The organism is Stenotrophomonas maltophilia (genome assembly GCF_047782825.1).
In the GTDB taxonomy this organism is placed as follows: Bacteria; Pseudomonadota; Gammaproteobacteria; order Xanthomonadales; family Xanthomonadaceae; genus Stenotrophomonas.
The window spans coordinates 2272556-2287842 of the sequence record NZ_CP180589.1; the positions used below are offsets into that span (position 1 = coordinate 2272556).

The following is a 15287-nucleotide window of genomic DNA, read 5'->3' on the forward strand; positions in this document are numbered from 1 at the left end:
CCCCGTGGTGCGGCCCACACGGAGCAAGGAGTTATATGAAACTGGCCTGGATTCTCTGGCTGTCGCAGTTGTTGCCGCAGCCGGCCGCTGATTCATTGTGTTTGAGCACCACCGTCTACCTGGAAGCCCGCGACCAGACCCTGCGCGGCCAGCAGGCCGTGGCCGAAGTCGCCCTGCGCCGCCTCGACAGCGGTCTGTGGGGGGACTCGATGTGCCAGGTAGTCACCGCCCGCAAGCAGTTCGCCCCGACCATCGTCTCCCCCGGCACCCAGCTGGGCAACGATGCGGCCTGGAGCGAAGCGATGAACGTGGCCTTCGACGCCGAGCGCAACTGGGCGCTGCCGGCCGGCGAACGCCGCGAGATCGTGCCCGGCGCCAGCCACTTCGCCGCCCTGTCCATTGCCAGCCCGAACTGGCGCAATGCCTACCAGGTGGCCACCATCGGCGATCACACCTTCTATAAGGTGCAGAACCTCAAGCCTCGCCAGTCGTAACGATCTGTTGCCGGCGGCAGCGTTGCCGCGCGCCGGCCGGCTCTGGGATAGTGGGTGTTTCCCGCAACGCCCGCCTGGAGTCCCCATGAAGCTGTACAGCAAGCCCGGTGCCTGTTCCACCGCCGACCACATCGCCCTGCAGTGGACCGGCCAGCCCTACGAAGTGGAACTGCTGGACAAGGACACCCTGAAGGGTCCGGAATTCCTGAAGATCAACCCGGCCGGCGCGGTCCCCGCCCTGGTCGATGGTGATTTCATCCTGCTGCAGAACGCGGCCATCATGGGCTACATCGCCGACAGCTTCCCGCAGGCCGGGCTGGGCGGCGATGGCAGTGCGCAGCAGCGCGCCGAGGCCACCCGCTGGCTGGCCTTCGTCAATTCGGACGTGCACCCGGCGTTCTCGCCGCTGTTCGGGCCGGCCAAGTTCATCGCCGATGAAGGCCAGTACGACGCCATCCGCACCGCCGCGCGCAAGCGCCTGCGCGGCCTGTTCGAAACCGCAGACAAGCAGCTGGCCGACAAGCCGTGGCTGGCCGGTTTCCGCAGCTTCGCCGATCCCTACTTCTACATCACCCTGCGCTGGGCCGCGGCGGCCAAGGTCGACCTGTCCGGCCTGGAGAACGTGGCCGCCTACAAAACCCGCATGGAAGCCGATGCCGGCGTGCAGGCCGTGCTGAAGGCCGAAGGCCTGGCCTGAGCCTGACACGGGGTCGGATCCGTCGGCGCAGCAAACGGCTCCGACCCCACCCGCGCCTTCGCTGTGCTCAGCCGATCTCGCGGATGACGTTGCCCTTGCCGTCGCGCAGCTGGGTCGGCACCACGTCGATGTACAGCGCGTCGGTCACGCGGTAGCGCCCACGCTGTGCCGGTACGGCGGCCAAGGCCTGCAGCCCCGCCTCATCCAGCGCCCAGCGCGCGCTGTCATCGCCCACCTCGTTCGGCCCCTCGCCGTCGGCCGGGGTGAAGGCCCATTGGCGTTCACGGTTGACCAGTTCCAGCGACCGGCCATGGCGCAGCCGCAGCGGCAGCAGTTCGCCGATGCTGGGCACCTGCCCGGCACCGAGCACCAGCGTGGTCACGCGGGCCTCCTGGCGCCAGGCCAGGGTTTCGATGAACAGCATGCCGGTACTGGAGCCCTCGCCTTCGCTGCCCGCCCGCACCTGCGCGGCCAACGCCGGATCGTCCAGCAGGTTGCCGCGCTGCAGGTCGCTGATCCACAGCGGCATCGCCGGCTGCAGGGCCTGCAGCACGCCGCGGGTCGACCAGCGCTTGACCGCTTCCATCTCCTCGTCGGTCAGGCCCACCAGCTGCAGGAACTGCAGGTGGCCATTGGCCGTATCGCGCGCGGGCAGCTGCGGGTCGGCAATGAAGGCCAGATGGCACAGGCGCGTGTCGGTCTCCAGCGCGATGGGACCATTGGCATTGAGGTGGTGGCCATCCTCGAACACGTTGCCGCTGCCGAACACATAGCGCGCCAGGTTCTGCAGCAGGTTCAACGGCCACACCGGCGGCGTGCTGTCGGCGGTCTCGCCGGCAGCGGCGGCCAGCCGGAAGGTCAGCTCGAAGCCATAACCGCTGGTGCCGGCATCGCTGCTTTCCTTCGCGTACAGCTCGGAAAAGCCATAGGTGATGTAGTGCCAGTGCGGCAGCGGCGTCGCGGCCCAGTACACGCTGATGCCATCCAGCGGATCCTGCCCGCCCAGTGTGTACGGCAGCGCGGTGCCGTAATGACGTGGCTCCTGGCCGGCATACAGCGGCGCCAGGGCCGCGTTGATCGCATCCCAGCCGGGCGTATCGGTGTCTTCGTGTTCGTCCTGCACGCGGGCATCCTCATGGGGAAAAAACAGCTCCCCACTTTACCCGCCGGGTCAGGCCTGCACGACCCCGTTGTCAGGCGCTGTCAGCAAGGCCTGGGTTTCCTGCCACCAGCGCTGCGCCAGTGCCGGGCTGCGCGCCTTGCCCACCGCAGCCAGCAGTTCCGGACACAAGCCCTCCAGCGCCCGGGCATCGGTGCAGCGTTCGATCTTCAGCTGCATGAAATAGCCTTTCAGGCCCAGATGGCGGCGCACCGCCTCGCTCATCGCGTCATACAGCTGCTGGTACAGCGCCGGGTCCTGCTCGCGCCCGCTGCAGAGCCCGCGCGCCGGGACCGGATCGACCGAGCCACCGACCACTTCGATCAGCGCCAGCGCAGCCAGTTGCTGCAGGGCGTCCTGCGGCGCGCGCAGGCCATCGAACAGGCCACGCAGTTCATTGTCATCGCGTTGGCCATCGACCATCAGCAGGATCGAACGCAATGCCGCCGGCAGCCGGCGCGCACGGTCTTCGATTTCCTGGCGGCCCGCGGCCGTCTTGGCATACAGCAGTGCCATGCATCCCCCCAATCCTTGATGCGCTTCACCTGCACGCCCTGGCGGGCGCGCCCCCTTGGTTGCCATCGGCGGCGCCTGCGCAGCTTCCCCGAAGCGCAGGCGATGTTGCAGACCGATGACAGGCCGAGCTTAGCGCATGTGCTGGCCGGCTTGGGTAGCGCCAGGCCATGCCTGGCGGCTTTTCTCCACCAGGCAAACGCAGCCGAGCGCGGGCTCGGCTCTACAGAAGCGGTTTACCGCCCCAGCGCGCGGCGGATCTCTTCCAGCGCCCCGGGATCATCCAGGGTCGACAGGTCGCCCGGGTCGCGCTGTTCGGCCAGGGCCTGCAGTGAGCGCCGCAGCAGCTTGCCCGAGCGGGTCTTGGGCAGCGCGTTGACCACGTGCACATGCGCCGGCCGTGCCACCGCGCCCAGCGAGGCGGTCACCGCCGCCATCATCTCGGCCACCACCGGTGCGGGATCCTCGCCGTTGAGCCCCTGCTTGAGGGTGACGAACACCAGCGGCACCTGCCCCTTCAGCTCGTCCTTGACCCCGATCACCGCTGCCTCGGCCACGCGCGGGTGGCCGGAAATGGCCTCCTCGATCTCACGCGTGCCCAGCCGGTGCCCGGCCACGTTGATCACATCGTCGGTGCGGCCCAGGATGAAGGTGTAGCCATCGTCATCGCGGATGGCCCAGTCCAGCGAGCTGTACAGCAGTTCCTTGAAGTGGCTGAAGTAGCTCTGCAGGAAACGTGCGTCGTCATTCCACACCGTGCTCATGCAGCCCGGCGGCAGTGGCGGGGTCACCACCAGCACGCCCTTCTGCCCGGCGGCGACTTCCTCGCCGGTGTTCTCGTCGATCACCTTCATGCGATAGCCGAGATTGGGGAAGCCCGGCGAACCGAAGCGCACCGGCTTCATGTCCAGCCCCGGCAGCAGGGTCAGTGCCGGCCAGCCGGTTTCTGTCTGCCAGTAATTGTCGATGATCGGCTTGCCCAGCGCCTCGCTGATCCAGTGCGCGGTCGGCTCATCCAGCGGCTCACCGGCCAGGAACAGGTATTTCAGCGCATCCAGGTCATGGCGGTGGATGAAGTCGGCATCGTGCTTCTTCAGCACGCGGATGGCGGTGGGCGAAGAGAACATCGTGCGCACGTTGTACTGCTCGCACAGCGCCCACCAGATGCCCGGATCCGGGTTGGTCGGCAGGCCTTCGTACAGCAGCGAGGTGCAGCCACCGATCAGCGGGCCGTACACATTGTAGGAATGGCCCACGGCCCAGCCGACATCGGAGGTGGAGAACATCACCTGCCCCGGCTTGCAGTCGAACACGGTCTGCATGGACTGCGCCATCGCCACCGCATAGCCCCCCACATCGCGCTGCACGCCCTTGGGCTTGCCCGTGGTGCCGGAGGTGTACAGCAGATAGCTGGGTTCGCTGGATTCGAGCCACTTCACCGGCACGTCCACCTCGCCCACCTGCGCACGCAGCTCGGCGTAATCGACATCGCGCCCCGGCACGCGCGGCTCAGCCGGATCCAGCCCGCGCGAGACGATCAGCACATGCGGCGGCGGGTTGGCCGCCTCGGCGCAGGCGGCATCGACCATGCCCTTGTAGGGAATGACCTTGCCACCGCGCATGCCGGCATCAGCGGCGATGAGCAACCTGGGCTTGGCATCGTCGATGCGCAACGCCAGGTTGTGCGCGGCGAAGCCACCGAACACCACCGAATGCACGGCACCGATACGCGCGCAGGCGAGCATGGCGAACACGGCCTCGGCCATGTTGGGCATGTAGATGACCACGCGGTCACCGTGGCCGACGCCCAGCCGCTGCAGCACCGCGGCGAAGTCGTTCACCTCGCGGTACAGCTGGCGGTAGGTGATTTCGCGGGTGACATTGGTTTCGGTGGAGACCGCGACCAGCGCAAGCTGGTCGGGGCGATCGGCCAGGTGGCGGTCGACGGCGTTGTAGCAGAGGTTGGTTTCGCCACCGACGAACCAGCGACGGAACGGCGGGGTGCTGTAGTCCAGCACCTGCTTTGGCGGGGTGTGCCAATAGATGCGCTTGGCTTCCTCGCCCCAGAACGCCTCCGGCTCGTCGATCGAGCGTCGGTAGGTTTCCTCGTAGTTCATGACGCAGCCCTCCCAGACAAAGTCATGGCTTCGAGCATAGTGCCGGGCTGGCGGGCGGGCCGCCCTACCTTGGTAGGGGGTGGCTGTGGTCTGCAGGGCTTGCAGCCCTGCACCTGCTGACGTCAACGTCAACGTCAAAAGCTGGCTTCCTGGGGATGGCGGGGTGGGTCCAGTTGCGGGGGACGCCGCAAGTACGTCCCTGTAGGCTTGGCCGCGGCATCCATGCCGCGGACACCCCCGCAACCGGACCCACCCCGCCTTCGACAGTTTTCTGCGATCTGTCGGTACGGCGTTCTGCTCTGGTGGGTGCCGACCGTTGGTCGGCACGGGGTCGGATCCCGTTGCTGCGCAACGGGCTCCGACCCCAGATGAATTTCGATATCTGATGGAAAAATCGTGTCGACCAAGGTCGACACCTACCAAGAGCAACAGCCGGCGTTACCAACCGCCGCGGAGATCTGTCGGGGGTGGGGCGGTGTGGGTGGGCAGGACCGCAGGCGCCATGGATGGCGCCTACGAGCCCCCAGGGATGGGTTTACGGCGTGTCCTGCCCACCCACACCGCCCCGCCCAACACACAGAAAACCAGAGCCGCTTTTGACGTTGGCTTTGGCTTGTAGAGCTTCGGCAGGTGCAGGGCGCAGCCCTGCCGAACCCCTAGAACGGAGCCAGGGACTCGAACGCGAGAGCAATCCCCGTCACCGGGTGCGTGAACGCCAACGCGCACGCATGCAGATGCACCCGCTGCGCCGGCGCGGCGCCATACAGCACGTCACCGACGATGGGATGGCCAAGACTGGCCATGTGCAGGCGCAACTGATGGCTGCGGCCGGTCACCGGCTCCAGCGCCACGCGCGTAGTGCCCGCCTCCACATCGCGGGCCAAAACCTGCCAGCGCGTCAGCGCCGGCTTGCCGCGCGCGTGGTCGACCATCTGCTTCGGCCGGTTCGGCCAGTCCACGATCAACGGCAGGTCCACGTCACCGGCATCGTCGGCCAGCAGCCCCTGCAGCACGGCCTCGTAACGCTTGCCCACCTGCCGCTGCTCGAACTGCATCGACAACGCCGCTTGCATCGCCTTGCCGCGCGCATGCAACAGCAGGCCCGACGTCACCTGGTCCAGCCGGTGCACGGTCAGTGCATCCGGGTACAACGCCTGCAGGCGCGCCACCACGCAGTCCTGGTTTTCCTCGCTGCGGCCCGGCACGGACAGCAGCCCGGCCGGCTTCTCGGCCAGCAGCAGCGCGTCATCGATGTAATGCAGGTGGATCATCGGTGTCCGTAGTCGTTCAAACGAAAACGGGGAAGCCGAAGCTTCCCCGTTTTCTGCGTACCGGCCGAGGCCCGTATCAGCCCAGCAGGTGGGCGACGCCGGCGCGCTCTTCTTCCAGCTCGGCCAGGGTCTTGTCGATGTACTTCTGGCTGAAGTCGTCGATCGGCAGATCCTTCACCAGGGTGTACTTGCCGTTTTCGGTGGTCACGGCGAAGCCGAAGATCACGCCTTCCGGAATGCCGTAGGAACCGTCGGACGGCACGCCCATGGTGACCCACTTGCCGTTGCTGCCCAGCACCCAGTCACGCACGTGGTCGATGGCGGCGTTGGCGGCCGAAGCAGCCGAGGACGAGCCGCGGGCTTCGATGATCGCTGCGCCACGCTTGCCCACGGTCGGGATGAAGGTGTTGGCGTTCCATTCCTGGTCGTTGATGGCATCGGCGATGGACGCACCATCGGCGGTGGCGAAACGGTAGTCCGGGTACATGGTCGGGCTGTGGTTGCCCCACACGACCAGCTTCTCCATGCCACCGACCGGCTTGCCGAGCTTGGTCGACAGCTGGCTCAGCGCGCGGTTGTGGTCCAGGCGCAGCATGGCGGTGAAGTTTTCCGGCTTCAGGTCCGGGGCCGACTTCATGGCGATGTAGGCATTGGTGTTGGCCGGGTTGCCGACCACCAGCACCTTCACGTCACGGCTGGCGACCTTGTTCAGCGCCGCGCCCTGGGCGGTGAAGATCTTGGCGTTTTCCAGCAGCAGGTCCTTGCGCTCCATGCCCGGGCCGCGCGGACGCGCGCCGACCAGCAGGGCGATGTCGGCATCCTTGAAGGCCACTTCGGCGTCGTCGGTGCCGACCATGCCGGCCAGCAGCGGGAAGGCGCAGTCTTCCAGTTCCATCATCACGCCCTTCAGGGCGGCCTGGGCCTTGTCGACCGGCAGTTCCAGCAGCTGCAGGATGACCGGCTGGTCCTTGCCCAGCATTTCGCCGGAGGCGATGCGGAACAGCAGGGCGTAACCGATCTGGCCGGCAGCGCCGGTCACGGCAACACGAACGGGTGCTTTCATGGGGGTTTCCTCTTGCTTGCAAGCGTTGGATGGAACGCCGCGGGCGTGGCCACGCAGGCCTGGCGTGCGGCGGGGAACAGGGAAACGGCCACCGAGGGGTGGCCGTTTCGAAGGGGGATCAGGCGGCGAGGATCTTGTTCCACTCGGCGACGCGGTCGGCCTGTGCGGCCAGCGCGGCGTCGACGTCGCCTTCCAGGGTGATCGAATGGATCACGTCGCCCTGCTTGACCGAATCGACGATGGCCTGGCCTTCCAGGACCTTGCCGAAGACGGTGTGGCGGCCGTCCAGCCAGTCGGTCTTGATGTGGGTGATGAAGAACTGGCTGCCGTTGGTGTTCGGGCCGGCGTTGGCCATCGACAGCGAGCCGACCTCGTGCTTCACGCCGTTCTTCTCGTCTTCGAACTTGTAGCCCGGGCCGCCGGTGCCACGACCCTGCGGGCAGCCGCCCTGGATCATGAAGTCGGCGATCACGCGGTGGAAGATCAGGCCGTCATAGAAGCCCTGCTTGACCAGGTTCACGAAGTTGGCAACCGTCAGCGGCGCCTTGTCGGCAAACAGCTCGACCTTGATCGGGCCCTGGGTGGTGTCGAAAGTGGCGATGAGGGACATGAAGATCCTTGGTGCAGATGGGAATGCGTCTAGCCATCTAGTTTACACCCGGCTCGTGGCGGCGGCGGCTTCGACCTTGGGCCAACGGGACCGGCGCAGTCGGCCGGGGGACGCCGTTCAGGCAGGGTCCCCGGGGGCTGCTGAATGGGCATCCGACCGGGCCTGAAAGACAGGTTTTCGCGAATCGTCAACTTCGACGTATAATGTTGGACTTCTTTTTCAAAATCCGGCGCCGACTGGCCCCCTTTCGTATGTCCATCGAAAACCTTCGCAACATCGCCATCGTCGCCCACGTCGACCATGGCAAGACCACCCTGGTCGACCAGCTGCTGAAGCAGTCCGGCACCCTGTCCGAGCGTACCGTCCTCGCCGAGCGCGTGATGGACAGCAACGACCAGGAAAAGGAACGCGGCATCACCATCCTGGCCAAGAACACCGCCATCACCTGGGAAGACAAGAAGACCGGCATCAAGAACCGGATCAACATCGTCGACACCCCGGGGCACGCCGACTTCGGCGGCGAGGTCGAGCGCGTGCTGTCGATGGTCGACACCGTGCTGATCCTGGTCGACGCGATGGACGGCCCGATGCCGCAGACCCGCTTCGTCACCCAGAAGGCCTTCGCGATGGGCTTCAAGCCGATCGTCGTGGTCAACAAGGTCGACCGCCCGGGCTCGCGTCCGGAGTGGGTGATCGACCAGGTCTTCGACCTGTTCGACAAGCTCGGCGCCACCAACGAGCAGCTGGACTTCCCGATCGTCTACGCCTCGGCCCTGAACGGCTACGCCGGCCTGGAAGACACCGTGCGTGACGGCGACATGACCCCGCTGTACGAAGCCATCATGCAGCACGCGCCGAAGCCGGAAGTCGATCCGGAAGGCGCCTTCCAGATGCGCATCAGCCAGCTGGACTACAACAACTTCGTGGGCGTGATCGGCATCGGCCGCATCCAGCGCGGCACCCTGAAGAAGAACATGCAAGTCGCGGTCATCGACCGTGAAGGCAAGAAGCGCAACGGCAAGGTCGCGCAGGTGCTGGGCTTCCTGGGCCTGGAACGCATCGAGCAGGACACCGCCGAAGCCGGTGACATCGTCGCCATCTCCGGTATTCCGGAGCTGACCATCTCCGACACCCTGTGCCACCCGGACACCCCGGAAGCGCTGCCGGCACTGACCGTCGACGAGCCGACCATCTCGATGACCTTCCAGGTCAACAACTCGCCGTTTGCCGGCAACAAGGACCTGTCCGGCGGCAAGTTCCTGACCAGCCGCCAGATCAAGGACCGCCTGGACCGTGAAAAGGTCCACAACGTGGCCCTGAAGGTCGAACAGCTGGAAGACGCCGACAAGTTCCTGGTTTCCGGCCGTGGCGAGCTGCACCTGTCGGTGCTGATCGAGAACATGCGTCGCGAAGGCTACGAGCTGGCCGTGTCGCGCCCGGAAGTCATCATCAAGGAAATCGACGGCCAGATGATGGAGCCGATCGAGCAGCTGGTGGTGGACATCGAAGAGATCCACCAGGGCGGCGTGATGGAAAAGCTGGGCACCCGCAAGGGCCAGCTGAAGAACATGGAGCCGGACGGCAAGGGCCGCGTGCGCCTGGAATACTCGATCCCGGCCCGTGGCCTGATCGGCTTCCAGAACGAGTTCAAGACCCTCACCCAGGGTTCGGGCCTGCTGTTCCACGTGTTCGACCACTACGGTCCGAAGGAACAGGGCGCGATTGCCAAGCGCATCAACGGCGTGATGATCGCCAATGCGCCGGGCACCACGCCGGCCTACTCGCTGGGCCCGCTGCAGGAGCGCGGCAAGCTGTTCGCTGCTGAAGGCGACAACGTGTATGAAGGTCAGCTGGTCGGTATCCACTCCAAGGACAACGACCTGACCGTCAACGCGATCAAGACCAAGCCGCTGACCAACATGCGCGCTTCGGGCAAGGACGATGCGATCCAGCTGACCCCGGCGATCAAGTACTCGCTGGAACAGGCCCTGGACTTCATCGAAGACGACGAGCTGGTCGAGATCACCCCGAAGGAGATCCGTCTGCGCAAGAAGTTCCTGACCGAAAGCGACCGCAAGAAGGCCTCGCGCGGCGGCTGAGCCAGCAGACCGTGAGCCATGACGGCTACAACCCGGATCCACATCGGCATCCGGGTCTCCATGTCATCGCCCTGCTCGAAGCGAGCAAGGCGATGCTGGCGTTGTTGGCTGCGACCGGGCTGGAAGTGCTCGGTCCGCAGCCGCTTCGCGACGGGGTCAATGCCCTGATCCGGCGTTTCAGCCTGGACCCGGATCACGGCACCCTGCCCTCGCTGTTGAACATGATCAGTCCTGACGCGGTGCACCTGGCCGCAGCGGCGATGATCGGCTACGGCCTGCTGCACCTGGTCGAAGCCTGGGGCCTGTGGAAGGCCAAGGCGTGGGCCTCGTGGCTGGGCTGCCTGACCGCCTCGATCTACCTGCCCTTCGATATCTACGCGATCGTGCGCCACCCCGGCTGGGCGTCGTGGGGCGTGCTGGTGATCAACCTGGTGGTTGTCTACGTGCTGGCCCGCGACCTGCGCAAGCGCCGCCACTGAGCAGCCGCTACACTGGCGATTGGAGCCGACCCAGCCGCCCGATGCGCCCGTTCCTGCCAACCCTGCTGACCTGCCTGACCGCGGCCCTGACCGCGCTGCTTGCCGTGGGCTGTTCCCCGGCCACGCCTGCCGCCCATGCGGCCGAACCTGGCAGCAGCACCGTGCCCTTCCCCTACGCCGAAACCGATGTGGCCGACCTGCAGGCGCGGATGGTCGCCGGCGAACTGGACAGCGCCACGCTTACCGCCGCCTACCTGCAGCGCATTGCCGCACTGGACCGCGCCGGTCCGCGCCTGCGCGCCGTGCTGGAACTGAATCCCGATGCGCTGAAGGAAGCCGCCGACCGCGACCGCGAGCGCCGTGCCGGCCGCCTGCGCGGCCCGCTGCATGGCATCCCGGTGCTGCTGAAGGACAACATCAACGCCGCGCCCATGGCCACCACGGCCGGCTCGCTGGCGCTGCAGGGCTTCCGCCCCGCCGATGCCTACCTGGTGCGGCGCCTGCGCGAAGCCGGCGCCGTGGTGCTGGGCAAGGCCAACCTGAGCGAATGGGCCAACTTCCGCGGCAATGATTCGATTTCCGGCTGGAGCGCACGCGGCGGCCAGACCCGCAACCCGTACCGCCTCAGCCATTCGCCCTGCGGTTCCAGCAGTGGCAGCGCCGTGGCCGTGTCCGCCAACCTGGCCAGCGTGGCGATCGGTACCGAAACCGATGGCAGCATCGTCTGCCCGGCGGCGATCAACGGCGTGGTCGGCCTGAAGCCCACCGTGGGCCTGGTCAGCCGCGAGGGCATCATCCCGATCTCGTTCAGCCAGGACACCGCCGGCCCGATGACCCGCAGCGTGGCCGATGCCGCCGCCGTGCTGACCGCCATCGCCGGCCGTGACGATGCCGACCCGGCCACCGCCACCATGCCCGGCCGCGCCGTCTACGACTACACCGCCCGGCTGGACCCGCAGGGCCTGCGCGGCAAGCGCCTGGGCCTGCTGCAGACGCCCCTGCTGAAATACCGGGGCATGCCGCCGCTGATGGAACAGGCCGTGGCCGAACTGCGCCGCGCCGGTGCCGAGGTGATCCCGGTCGCTCTGCCCAACCAGGGCGCCTGGAACGATGCCGAGCGCACGGTGCTGCTGTACGAATTCAAGGCGGGGCTGGAGCGCTACTTCGGCACCTACCAGGCCCCGCTGCGCCGCCTGGCCGACCTGATCGCCTTCAACCAGACCCATCACGGGCAGGAACTGGGCCTGTTCGGCCAGGAGCTGCTGCAGGAGGCCGACGCCACCGCCGGCCTGGCCGACCCCGCCTACATCCGCGCACGCAGCGACGCGCGCCGCCTGGCGGGCCCGGAGGGCATCGATGCCGCGCTGGCCGCCCACCGGCTGGACGCGCTGATTGCCCCCACCACCGGCATCGCCTGGCCGATCCGCAGCAGCGGCGACGATTTCCCCGGCGAAAGCTACAGCGCCGCCGCCGTGGCCGGTTACCCCAGCCTGAGCGTACCGATGGGGCAGATCGACGGCCTGCCCGCCGGCCTGCTGTTCATGGGCACGGCGTGGAGCGAACCGAAGCTGATCGAGATGGCCTACGCCTACGAACAGCGCACCCGCGCGCGGCGCCCGCCGCACTTCGATACCGATGCCCTGATCGACGCGGGCGACCCGTAACCGGTAGCGCCGGGCCATGCCCGGCGGACGGCACGTGCCGCTGCGCTCGCCGGGCATGGCCCGGCGCTACCGTTCGGGTTCCGCTTCCCCCGGCACGATCGCCGCTTCACCATCCTCCGCGCCCGGCGAGCGCACATCCGCCGTGCGTGCACGCGGCCCGCGCGGCATGTCCAGCTCGTCCTCGTGCTGCAGCCGCGCGCGCACCTGCGGCAGCGACTGCGGGTGTTCGCGGGCGAGGAAATCCAGCATCCGCTCGCGCACCAGGCAGCGCAGGTCGAAGGCATCACCGGAACTGCGCGCGCTGACCAGCAGGCGCACCTGGATCGCGCGCTCGCTGGTCTCGGTCACCTGGGTCACGCAGACCCGGCCATCCCACAGTGCCTCGCCACGGCAGATGCGTTCCAGTTCGGTACGGATCGCCGCGATCGGCGCACGGTAATCCAGCCACAGGAAGGCCGTACCCAGCAGATCGGCGCTGCGCCGTGTCCAGTTCTGGAACGGATGCTCGATGAACCAGGTCAACGGCACCACCATGCGCCGCTCATCCCAGATGCGCACCACCACGTAGCTGCTGCCGATTTCCTCGATGCGGCCCCACTCGCCTTCGACAATCACCACATCATCCAGCCGGATGGGCTGGGTGACCGCGATCTGCAGACCGGCGATCAGGTTGCCGAACACCGGCTTGGCGGCGATACCGGCCACCAGGCCGATCAGGCCGGCCGAAGCGAGCAGCGCGGTGCCGATCTTCTGCACCATGGGGAAGGTCAGCAGCACCAGCGACGCACCCAGCACGATGATGCCGCCCATCAGCACACGGCTGAGCACGCGGGTCTGGGTCTGGATGCGGCGCGCGGCCAGGTTGTCGGACACATCGATGGGATGGCTGCGCAGGATCGCGCGTTCACCGGCCGCGACCGAGCGCACCAGCAGCCAGACGAAGCACGCGGTCAAGCCGATGTGCAGCACGCGCAGCAGTTGGTCCAGCATGCGCTCGGGCAGCGGCGTGGCCTGCAGCGCGGGCACCAGCAGCAACAGCGGCAAGGCCATCGCCAGCGGCGGCCCGATCACCCGACCGATGCGCGCGCGCCGCCGGTCGCGCCCGCGCAGGCGGCGATACAGGGCCAGCACGCCCCACGCGGCCAGGCCGCCGAGCAGCAGCGCCGCACCGATCGGCCACAGATAGTCCTGCACATGTTGCCAGCCCACCGCAGACCCTCGCGCATTGCATGAACCCACAGGGTCGCGCAGGCGGCATGAGCATCACGTCAGCGGGTGGGTTTGATGCAAGGCCTGCGGCCCTGCACCTGCTGAATCAACGTCAACGTCAACGTCAACAGCAACGTCAAAAGCGTGCATTCCGCGGGATGGTGGAACCGCATTCTGCTCTGGTGGGCGTCGACCTTGGTCGACACAGTAGATCCACGCCATGCGTGGATGAATCTCAATCGGAATCGAAATGAACCCGGGGTCAGAGCCCGTTGCTGCGCAACGGGATCCGACCTCGTGCTGGTCCGACAGATCGCGTGAACCTGTCAGAGGCGGGGCGGTGTGGGTGGGCAGGACCGCAGGCGCCATGGATGGCGCCTACGAGCCTATATGGACGTACTTGCGGCGTGTCCTGCCCACCCACACCGCCCCGCCCACTCGCGGGAAACCCGCTTTTGTCGTTGACGTTGATTCGGCAGGCGCAGGGCTGCAAGCCCTGCAAAAAAAACTACCTTGCCTGCTCCTGCTTGCGCACGATCGCCATCGCGATCTCCAGCGACTGCTCGTAATTCAACCGCGGGTCCACCGTGGAACGATACGCACGCTCCAGGTCACGTTCGGTCAGTTCACGCGCGCCACCGGTGCATTCGGTCACGTCCTCGCCGGTCAGCTCCAGGTGCACGCCACCCAGGCGCGTGCCCGCGGCTGCGTGCAGGTCGAAGGACATCTCCACCTCGCCACGCACGTTGTCGAAGCGGCGCGTCTTGAAGCCGTTCGCCGTGCTCTCGGTGTTGCCGTGCATCGCATCGCACACCCACAGCACGCGGCGGCCATCACGCTTGACCGCATCCAGCAGCGGCGGCAGCTTCTCGGCGATCTGCGCGGCGCCCATGCGGTGGATGAAACTCAGGCGGCCCGGCTCGTCGTCCGGGTTCAGCACGTCGATCAACCGCAGCAGCTGGTCCGGCTGCACCGACGGGCCGACCTTGATCGCGATCGGGTTGCGCACGCCCCGCAGGTACTCCACGTGCGCGCCATCCAGCGCGGCCGTGCGCATGCCGATCCACGGGTAATGCGTGCTCAGGTTCAACCAGCCCTGCTGGCGCGGCACCTGCCGGGTCAGCGCCTGCTCGTAGGGCAGCAGCAGTGCTTCGTGCGAGGTGTAGAAATCGATGCGGTTGAGGTTGTGCACACGGGCCCCGGCCAGGGTCTCCATGAAGTGCACCGCGTCGCCGATCGAGGCCACCATCTTCTGGTACTCGGCGGCCAGCGGCGAATGCCGCACCCACTCCAGGTTCCAGTATTCGGGATGGTGCAGATCGGCGAAGCCGCCATCGATCAGCGCCCGCACGAAGTTCATCGTCATCGCCGAATGCGCGTGGGCCTGCAGCATCCGCCGCGGGTCGGGCAGGCGGGCGGCTTCGGTGAACGCCGGTGCGTTGATCACATCACCGCGGTAGCTGGGCAGGGTCACGCCGTCGCGGGTCTCGGTATCGGCCGAACGCGGCTTGGCGTACTGGCCGGCAAAGCGACCCACGCGGATCACCGGCTGGCGCAGGCCGTGCACCAGCACCAGGCTCATCTGCAGCAGGACCTTCAGGCGGTTGGAAATGGTGCCCGATTCGCAGTCGCTGAAGTTTTCCGCGCAGTCGCCGCCCTGCAGCAGGAAGCGCTTGCCCTCCTGGGCATCGGCCAGCTGCTGCTTCAGCGCCAGGATCTCCCAGGACGTGACCAGCGGCGGCAGCCGCTTCAGCTCGTGCAGGGCAGCATCCAGGGCCACCGGGTCGGGATAGGTCGGCATCTGCAGCGCGGTCTTGCCGCGCCAGCTCTCCGGCGACCAGGCGGCGCCAGCGGCGCTGGCAGCGGGATCGGGGACAGGCGGAACGGCGGACAGGCTCATTGCAGGCTTCCG

The 15287-nt window shown here is 67.2% G+C and carries 13 protein-coding genes; 5 read left to right on the plus strand and 8 right to left on the minus strand.

Annotated features, from left to right (window positions below; all coding sequences use genetic code 11):
* Positions 1 to 35: 35 nt before the first annotated feature.
* Together ACM2ZB_RS10750 and ACM2ZB_RS10755 are read left to right on the plus strand one after the other, a co-directional pair.
* Entirely contained in the window at positions 36 to 494 is a 459-nt protein-coding gene (locus ACM2ZB_RS10750; protein WP_004154513.1) for a cell wall hydrolase, read from the plus strand.
* Between the two features lie 85 nt (positions 495 to 579).
* Complete coding sequence (locus tag ACM2ZB_RS10755; protein WP_313434837.1) at positions 580 to 1191, plus strand: glutathione S-transferase N-terminal domain-containing protein; 612 nt, start codon at positions 580 to 582, stop codon at positions 1189 to 1191.
* A gap of 67 nt (positions 1192 to 1258) precedes the next feature.
* Here the strand turns inward: ACM2ZB_RS10755 and ACM2ZB_RS10760 are convergent, their stop codons facing one another.
* The 6 genes from ACM2ZB_RS10760 to ACM2ZB_RS10785 all read right to left on the minus strand — a co-directional run bounded on the left by ACM2ZB_RS10760 (position 1259) and on the right by ACM2ZB_RS10785 (position 7924).
* Positions 1259 to 2314 carry a suppressor of fused domain protein gene (locus ACM2ZB_RS10760; RefSeq protein WP_416058476.1) on the minus strand — a complete coding sequence of 352 codons (1056 nt, stop codon included), beginning with the start codon at positions 2312 to 2314 and terminating at the stop codon, positions 1259 to 1261.
* Between the two features lie 48 nt (positions 2315 to 2362).
* Positions 2363 to 2866 carry a hypothetical protein gene (locus tag ACM2ZB_RS10765; protein WP_416058477.1) on the minus strand — a complete coding sequence of 168 codons (504 nt, stop codon included), beginning with the start codon at positions 2864 to 2866 and terminating at the stop codon, positions 2363 to 2365.
* A gap of 233 nt (positions 2867 to 3099) precedes the next feature.
* Positions 3100 to 4980 (minus strand): propionate--CoA ligase, encoded by a 1881-nt coding sequence (gene prpE / locus ACM2ZB_RS10770; RefSeq protein WP_416058478.1) that lies wholly within the window; start codon positions 4978 to 4980, stop codon positions 3100 to 3102.
* Positions 4981 to 5636: 656 nt separating this feature from the next.
* The gene (locus ACM2ZB_RS10775) at positions 5637 to 6251 is read right to left on the minus strand and encodes an RluA family pseudouridine synthase (RefSeq protein ID WP_416058479.1); all 615 of its coding nucleotides are present in this window, start codon (positions 6249 to 6251) and stop codon (positions 5637 to 5639) included.
* A gap of 76 nt (positions 6252 to 6327) precedes the next feature.
* Complete coding sequence (locus ACM2ZB_RS10780; RefSeq protein ID WP_004153634.1) at positions 6328 to 7314, minus strand: malate dehydrogenase; 987 nt, start codon at positions 7312 to 7314, stop codon at positions 6328 to 6330.
* Positions 7315 to 7432: 118 nt separating this feature from the next.
* Positions 7433 to 7924: a peptidylprolyl isomerase gene (locus tag ACM2ZB_RS10785; protein ID WP_079220769.1), complete on the minus strand. Its 492-nt coding sequence runs from the start codon at positions 7922 to 7924 to the stop codon at positions 7433 to 7435.
* A 251-nt stretch (positions 7925 to 8175) separates the two neighbouring features.
* On the opposite strand from ACM2ZB_RS10785, the gene typA reads away from it, so the two are divergent.
* The 3 genes from typA to ACM2ZB_RS10800 are packed head-to-tail and all read left to right on the plus strand — an operon-like array spanning position 8176 to position 12166.
* Entirely contained in the window at positions 8176 to 10023 is a 1848-nt protein-coding gene (gene typA, locus ACM2ZB_RS10790; protein ID WP_049456418.1) for a translational GTPase TypA, read from the plus strand.
* Positions 10024 to 10034: 11 nt separating this feature from the next.
* Complete coding sequence (locus ACM2ZB_RS10795; RefSeq protein ID WP_416058480.1) at positions 10035 to 10502, plus strand: DUF2127 domain-containing protein; 468 nt, start codon at positions 10035 to 10037, stop codon at positions 10500 to 10502.
* Between the two features lie 41 nt (positions 10503 to 10543).
* Positions 10544 to 12166: an amidase gene (locus ACM2ZB_RS10800; protein ID WP_416058481.1), complete on the plus strand. Its 1623-nt coding sequence runs from the start codon at positions 10544 to 10546 to the stop codon at positions 12164 to 12166.
* Between the two features lie 66 nt (positions 12167 to 12232).
* Here ACM2ZB_RS10800 and ACM2ZB_RS10805 read toward each other — a convergent pair whose 3' ends face one another.
* Entirely contained in the window at positions 12233 to 13375 is a 1143-nt protein-coding gene (locus ACM2ZB_RS10805) for a mechanosensitive ion channel family protein (RefSeq protein ID WP_416058482.1), read from the minus strand.
* A gap of 508 nt (positions 13376 to 13883) precedes the next feature.
* Positions 13884 to 15275 (minus strand): class II 3-deoxy-7-phosphoheptulonate synthase, encoded by a 1392-nt coding sequence (locus ACM2ZB_RS10810; RefSeq protein WP_313442472.1) that lies wholly within the window; start codon positions 15273 to 15275, stop codon positions 13884 to 13886.
* Positions 15276 to 15287: the final 12 nt, after the last annotated feature.

Excerpts from the sequence above, each read along its gene's own strand:
- ACM2ZB_RS10780 (WP_004153634.1), bottom strand. The coding sequence starts at position 7,314 with ATGAAAGCACCCGTTCGTGTTGCCGTGACCGGCGCTGCCGGCCAGATC.
- ACM2ZB_RS10800 (WP_416058481.1), top strand. The coding sequence starts at position 10,544 with ATGCGCCCGTTCCTGCCAACCCTGCTGACCTGCCTGACCGCGGCCCTG.
- typA (WP_049456418.1), top strand. The coding sequence starts at position 8,176 with ATGTCCATCGAAAACCTTCGCAACATCGCCATCGTCGCCCACGTCGAC.
- prpE (WP_416058478.1), bottom strand. The coding sequence starts at position 4,980 with ATGAACTACGAGGAAACCTACCGACGCTCGATCGACGAGCCGGAGGCG.
- ACM2ZB_RS10755 (WP_313434837.1), top strand. The coding sequence starts at position 580 with ATGAAGCTGTACAGCAAGCCCGGTGCCTGTTCCACCGCCGACCACATC.
- ACM2ZB_RS10775 (WP_416058479.1), bottom strand. The coding sequence starts at position 6,251 with ATGATCCACCTGCATTACATCGATGACGCGCTGCTGCTGGCCGAGAAG.
- ACM2ZB_RS10750 (WP_004154513.1), top strand. The coding sequence starts at position 36 with ATGAAACTGGCCTGGATTCTCTGGCTGTCGCAGTTGTTGCCGCAGCCG.
- ACM2ZB_RS10810 (WP_313442472.1), bottom strand. The coding sequence starts at position 15,275 with ATGAGCCTGTCCGCCGTTCCGCCTGTCCCCGATCCCGCTGCCAGCGCC.
- ACM2ZB_RS10765 (WP_416058477.1), bottom strand. The coding sequence starts at position 2,866 with ATGGCACTGCTGTATGCCAAGACGGCCGCGGGCCGCCAGGAAATCGAA.
- ACM2ZB_RS10785 (WP_079220769.1), bottom strand. The coding sequence starts at position 7,924 with ATGTCCCTCATCGCCACTTTCGACACCACCCAGGGCCCGATCAAGGTC.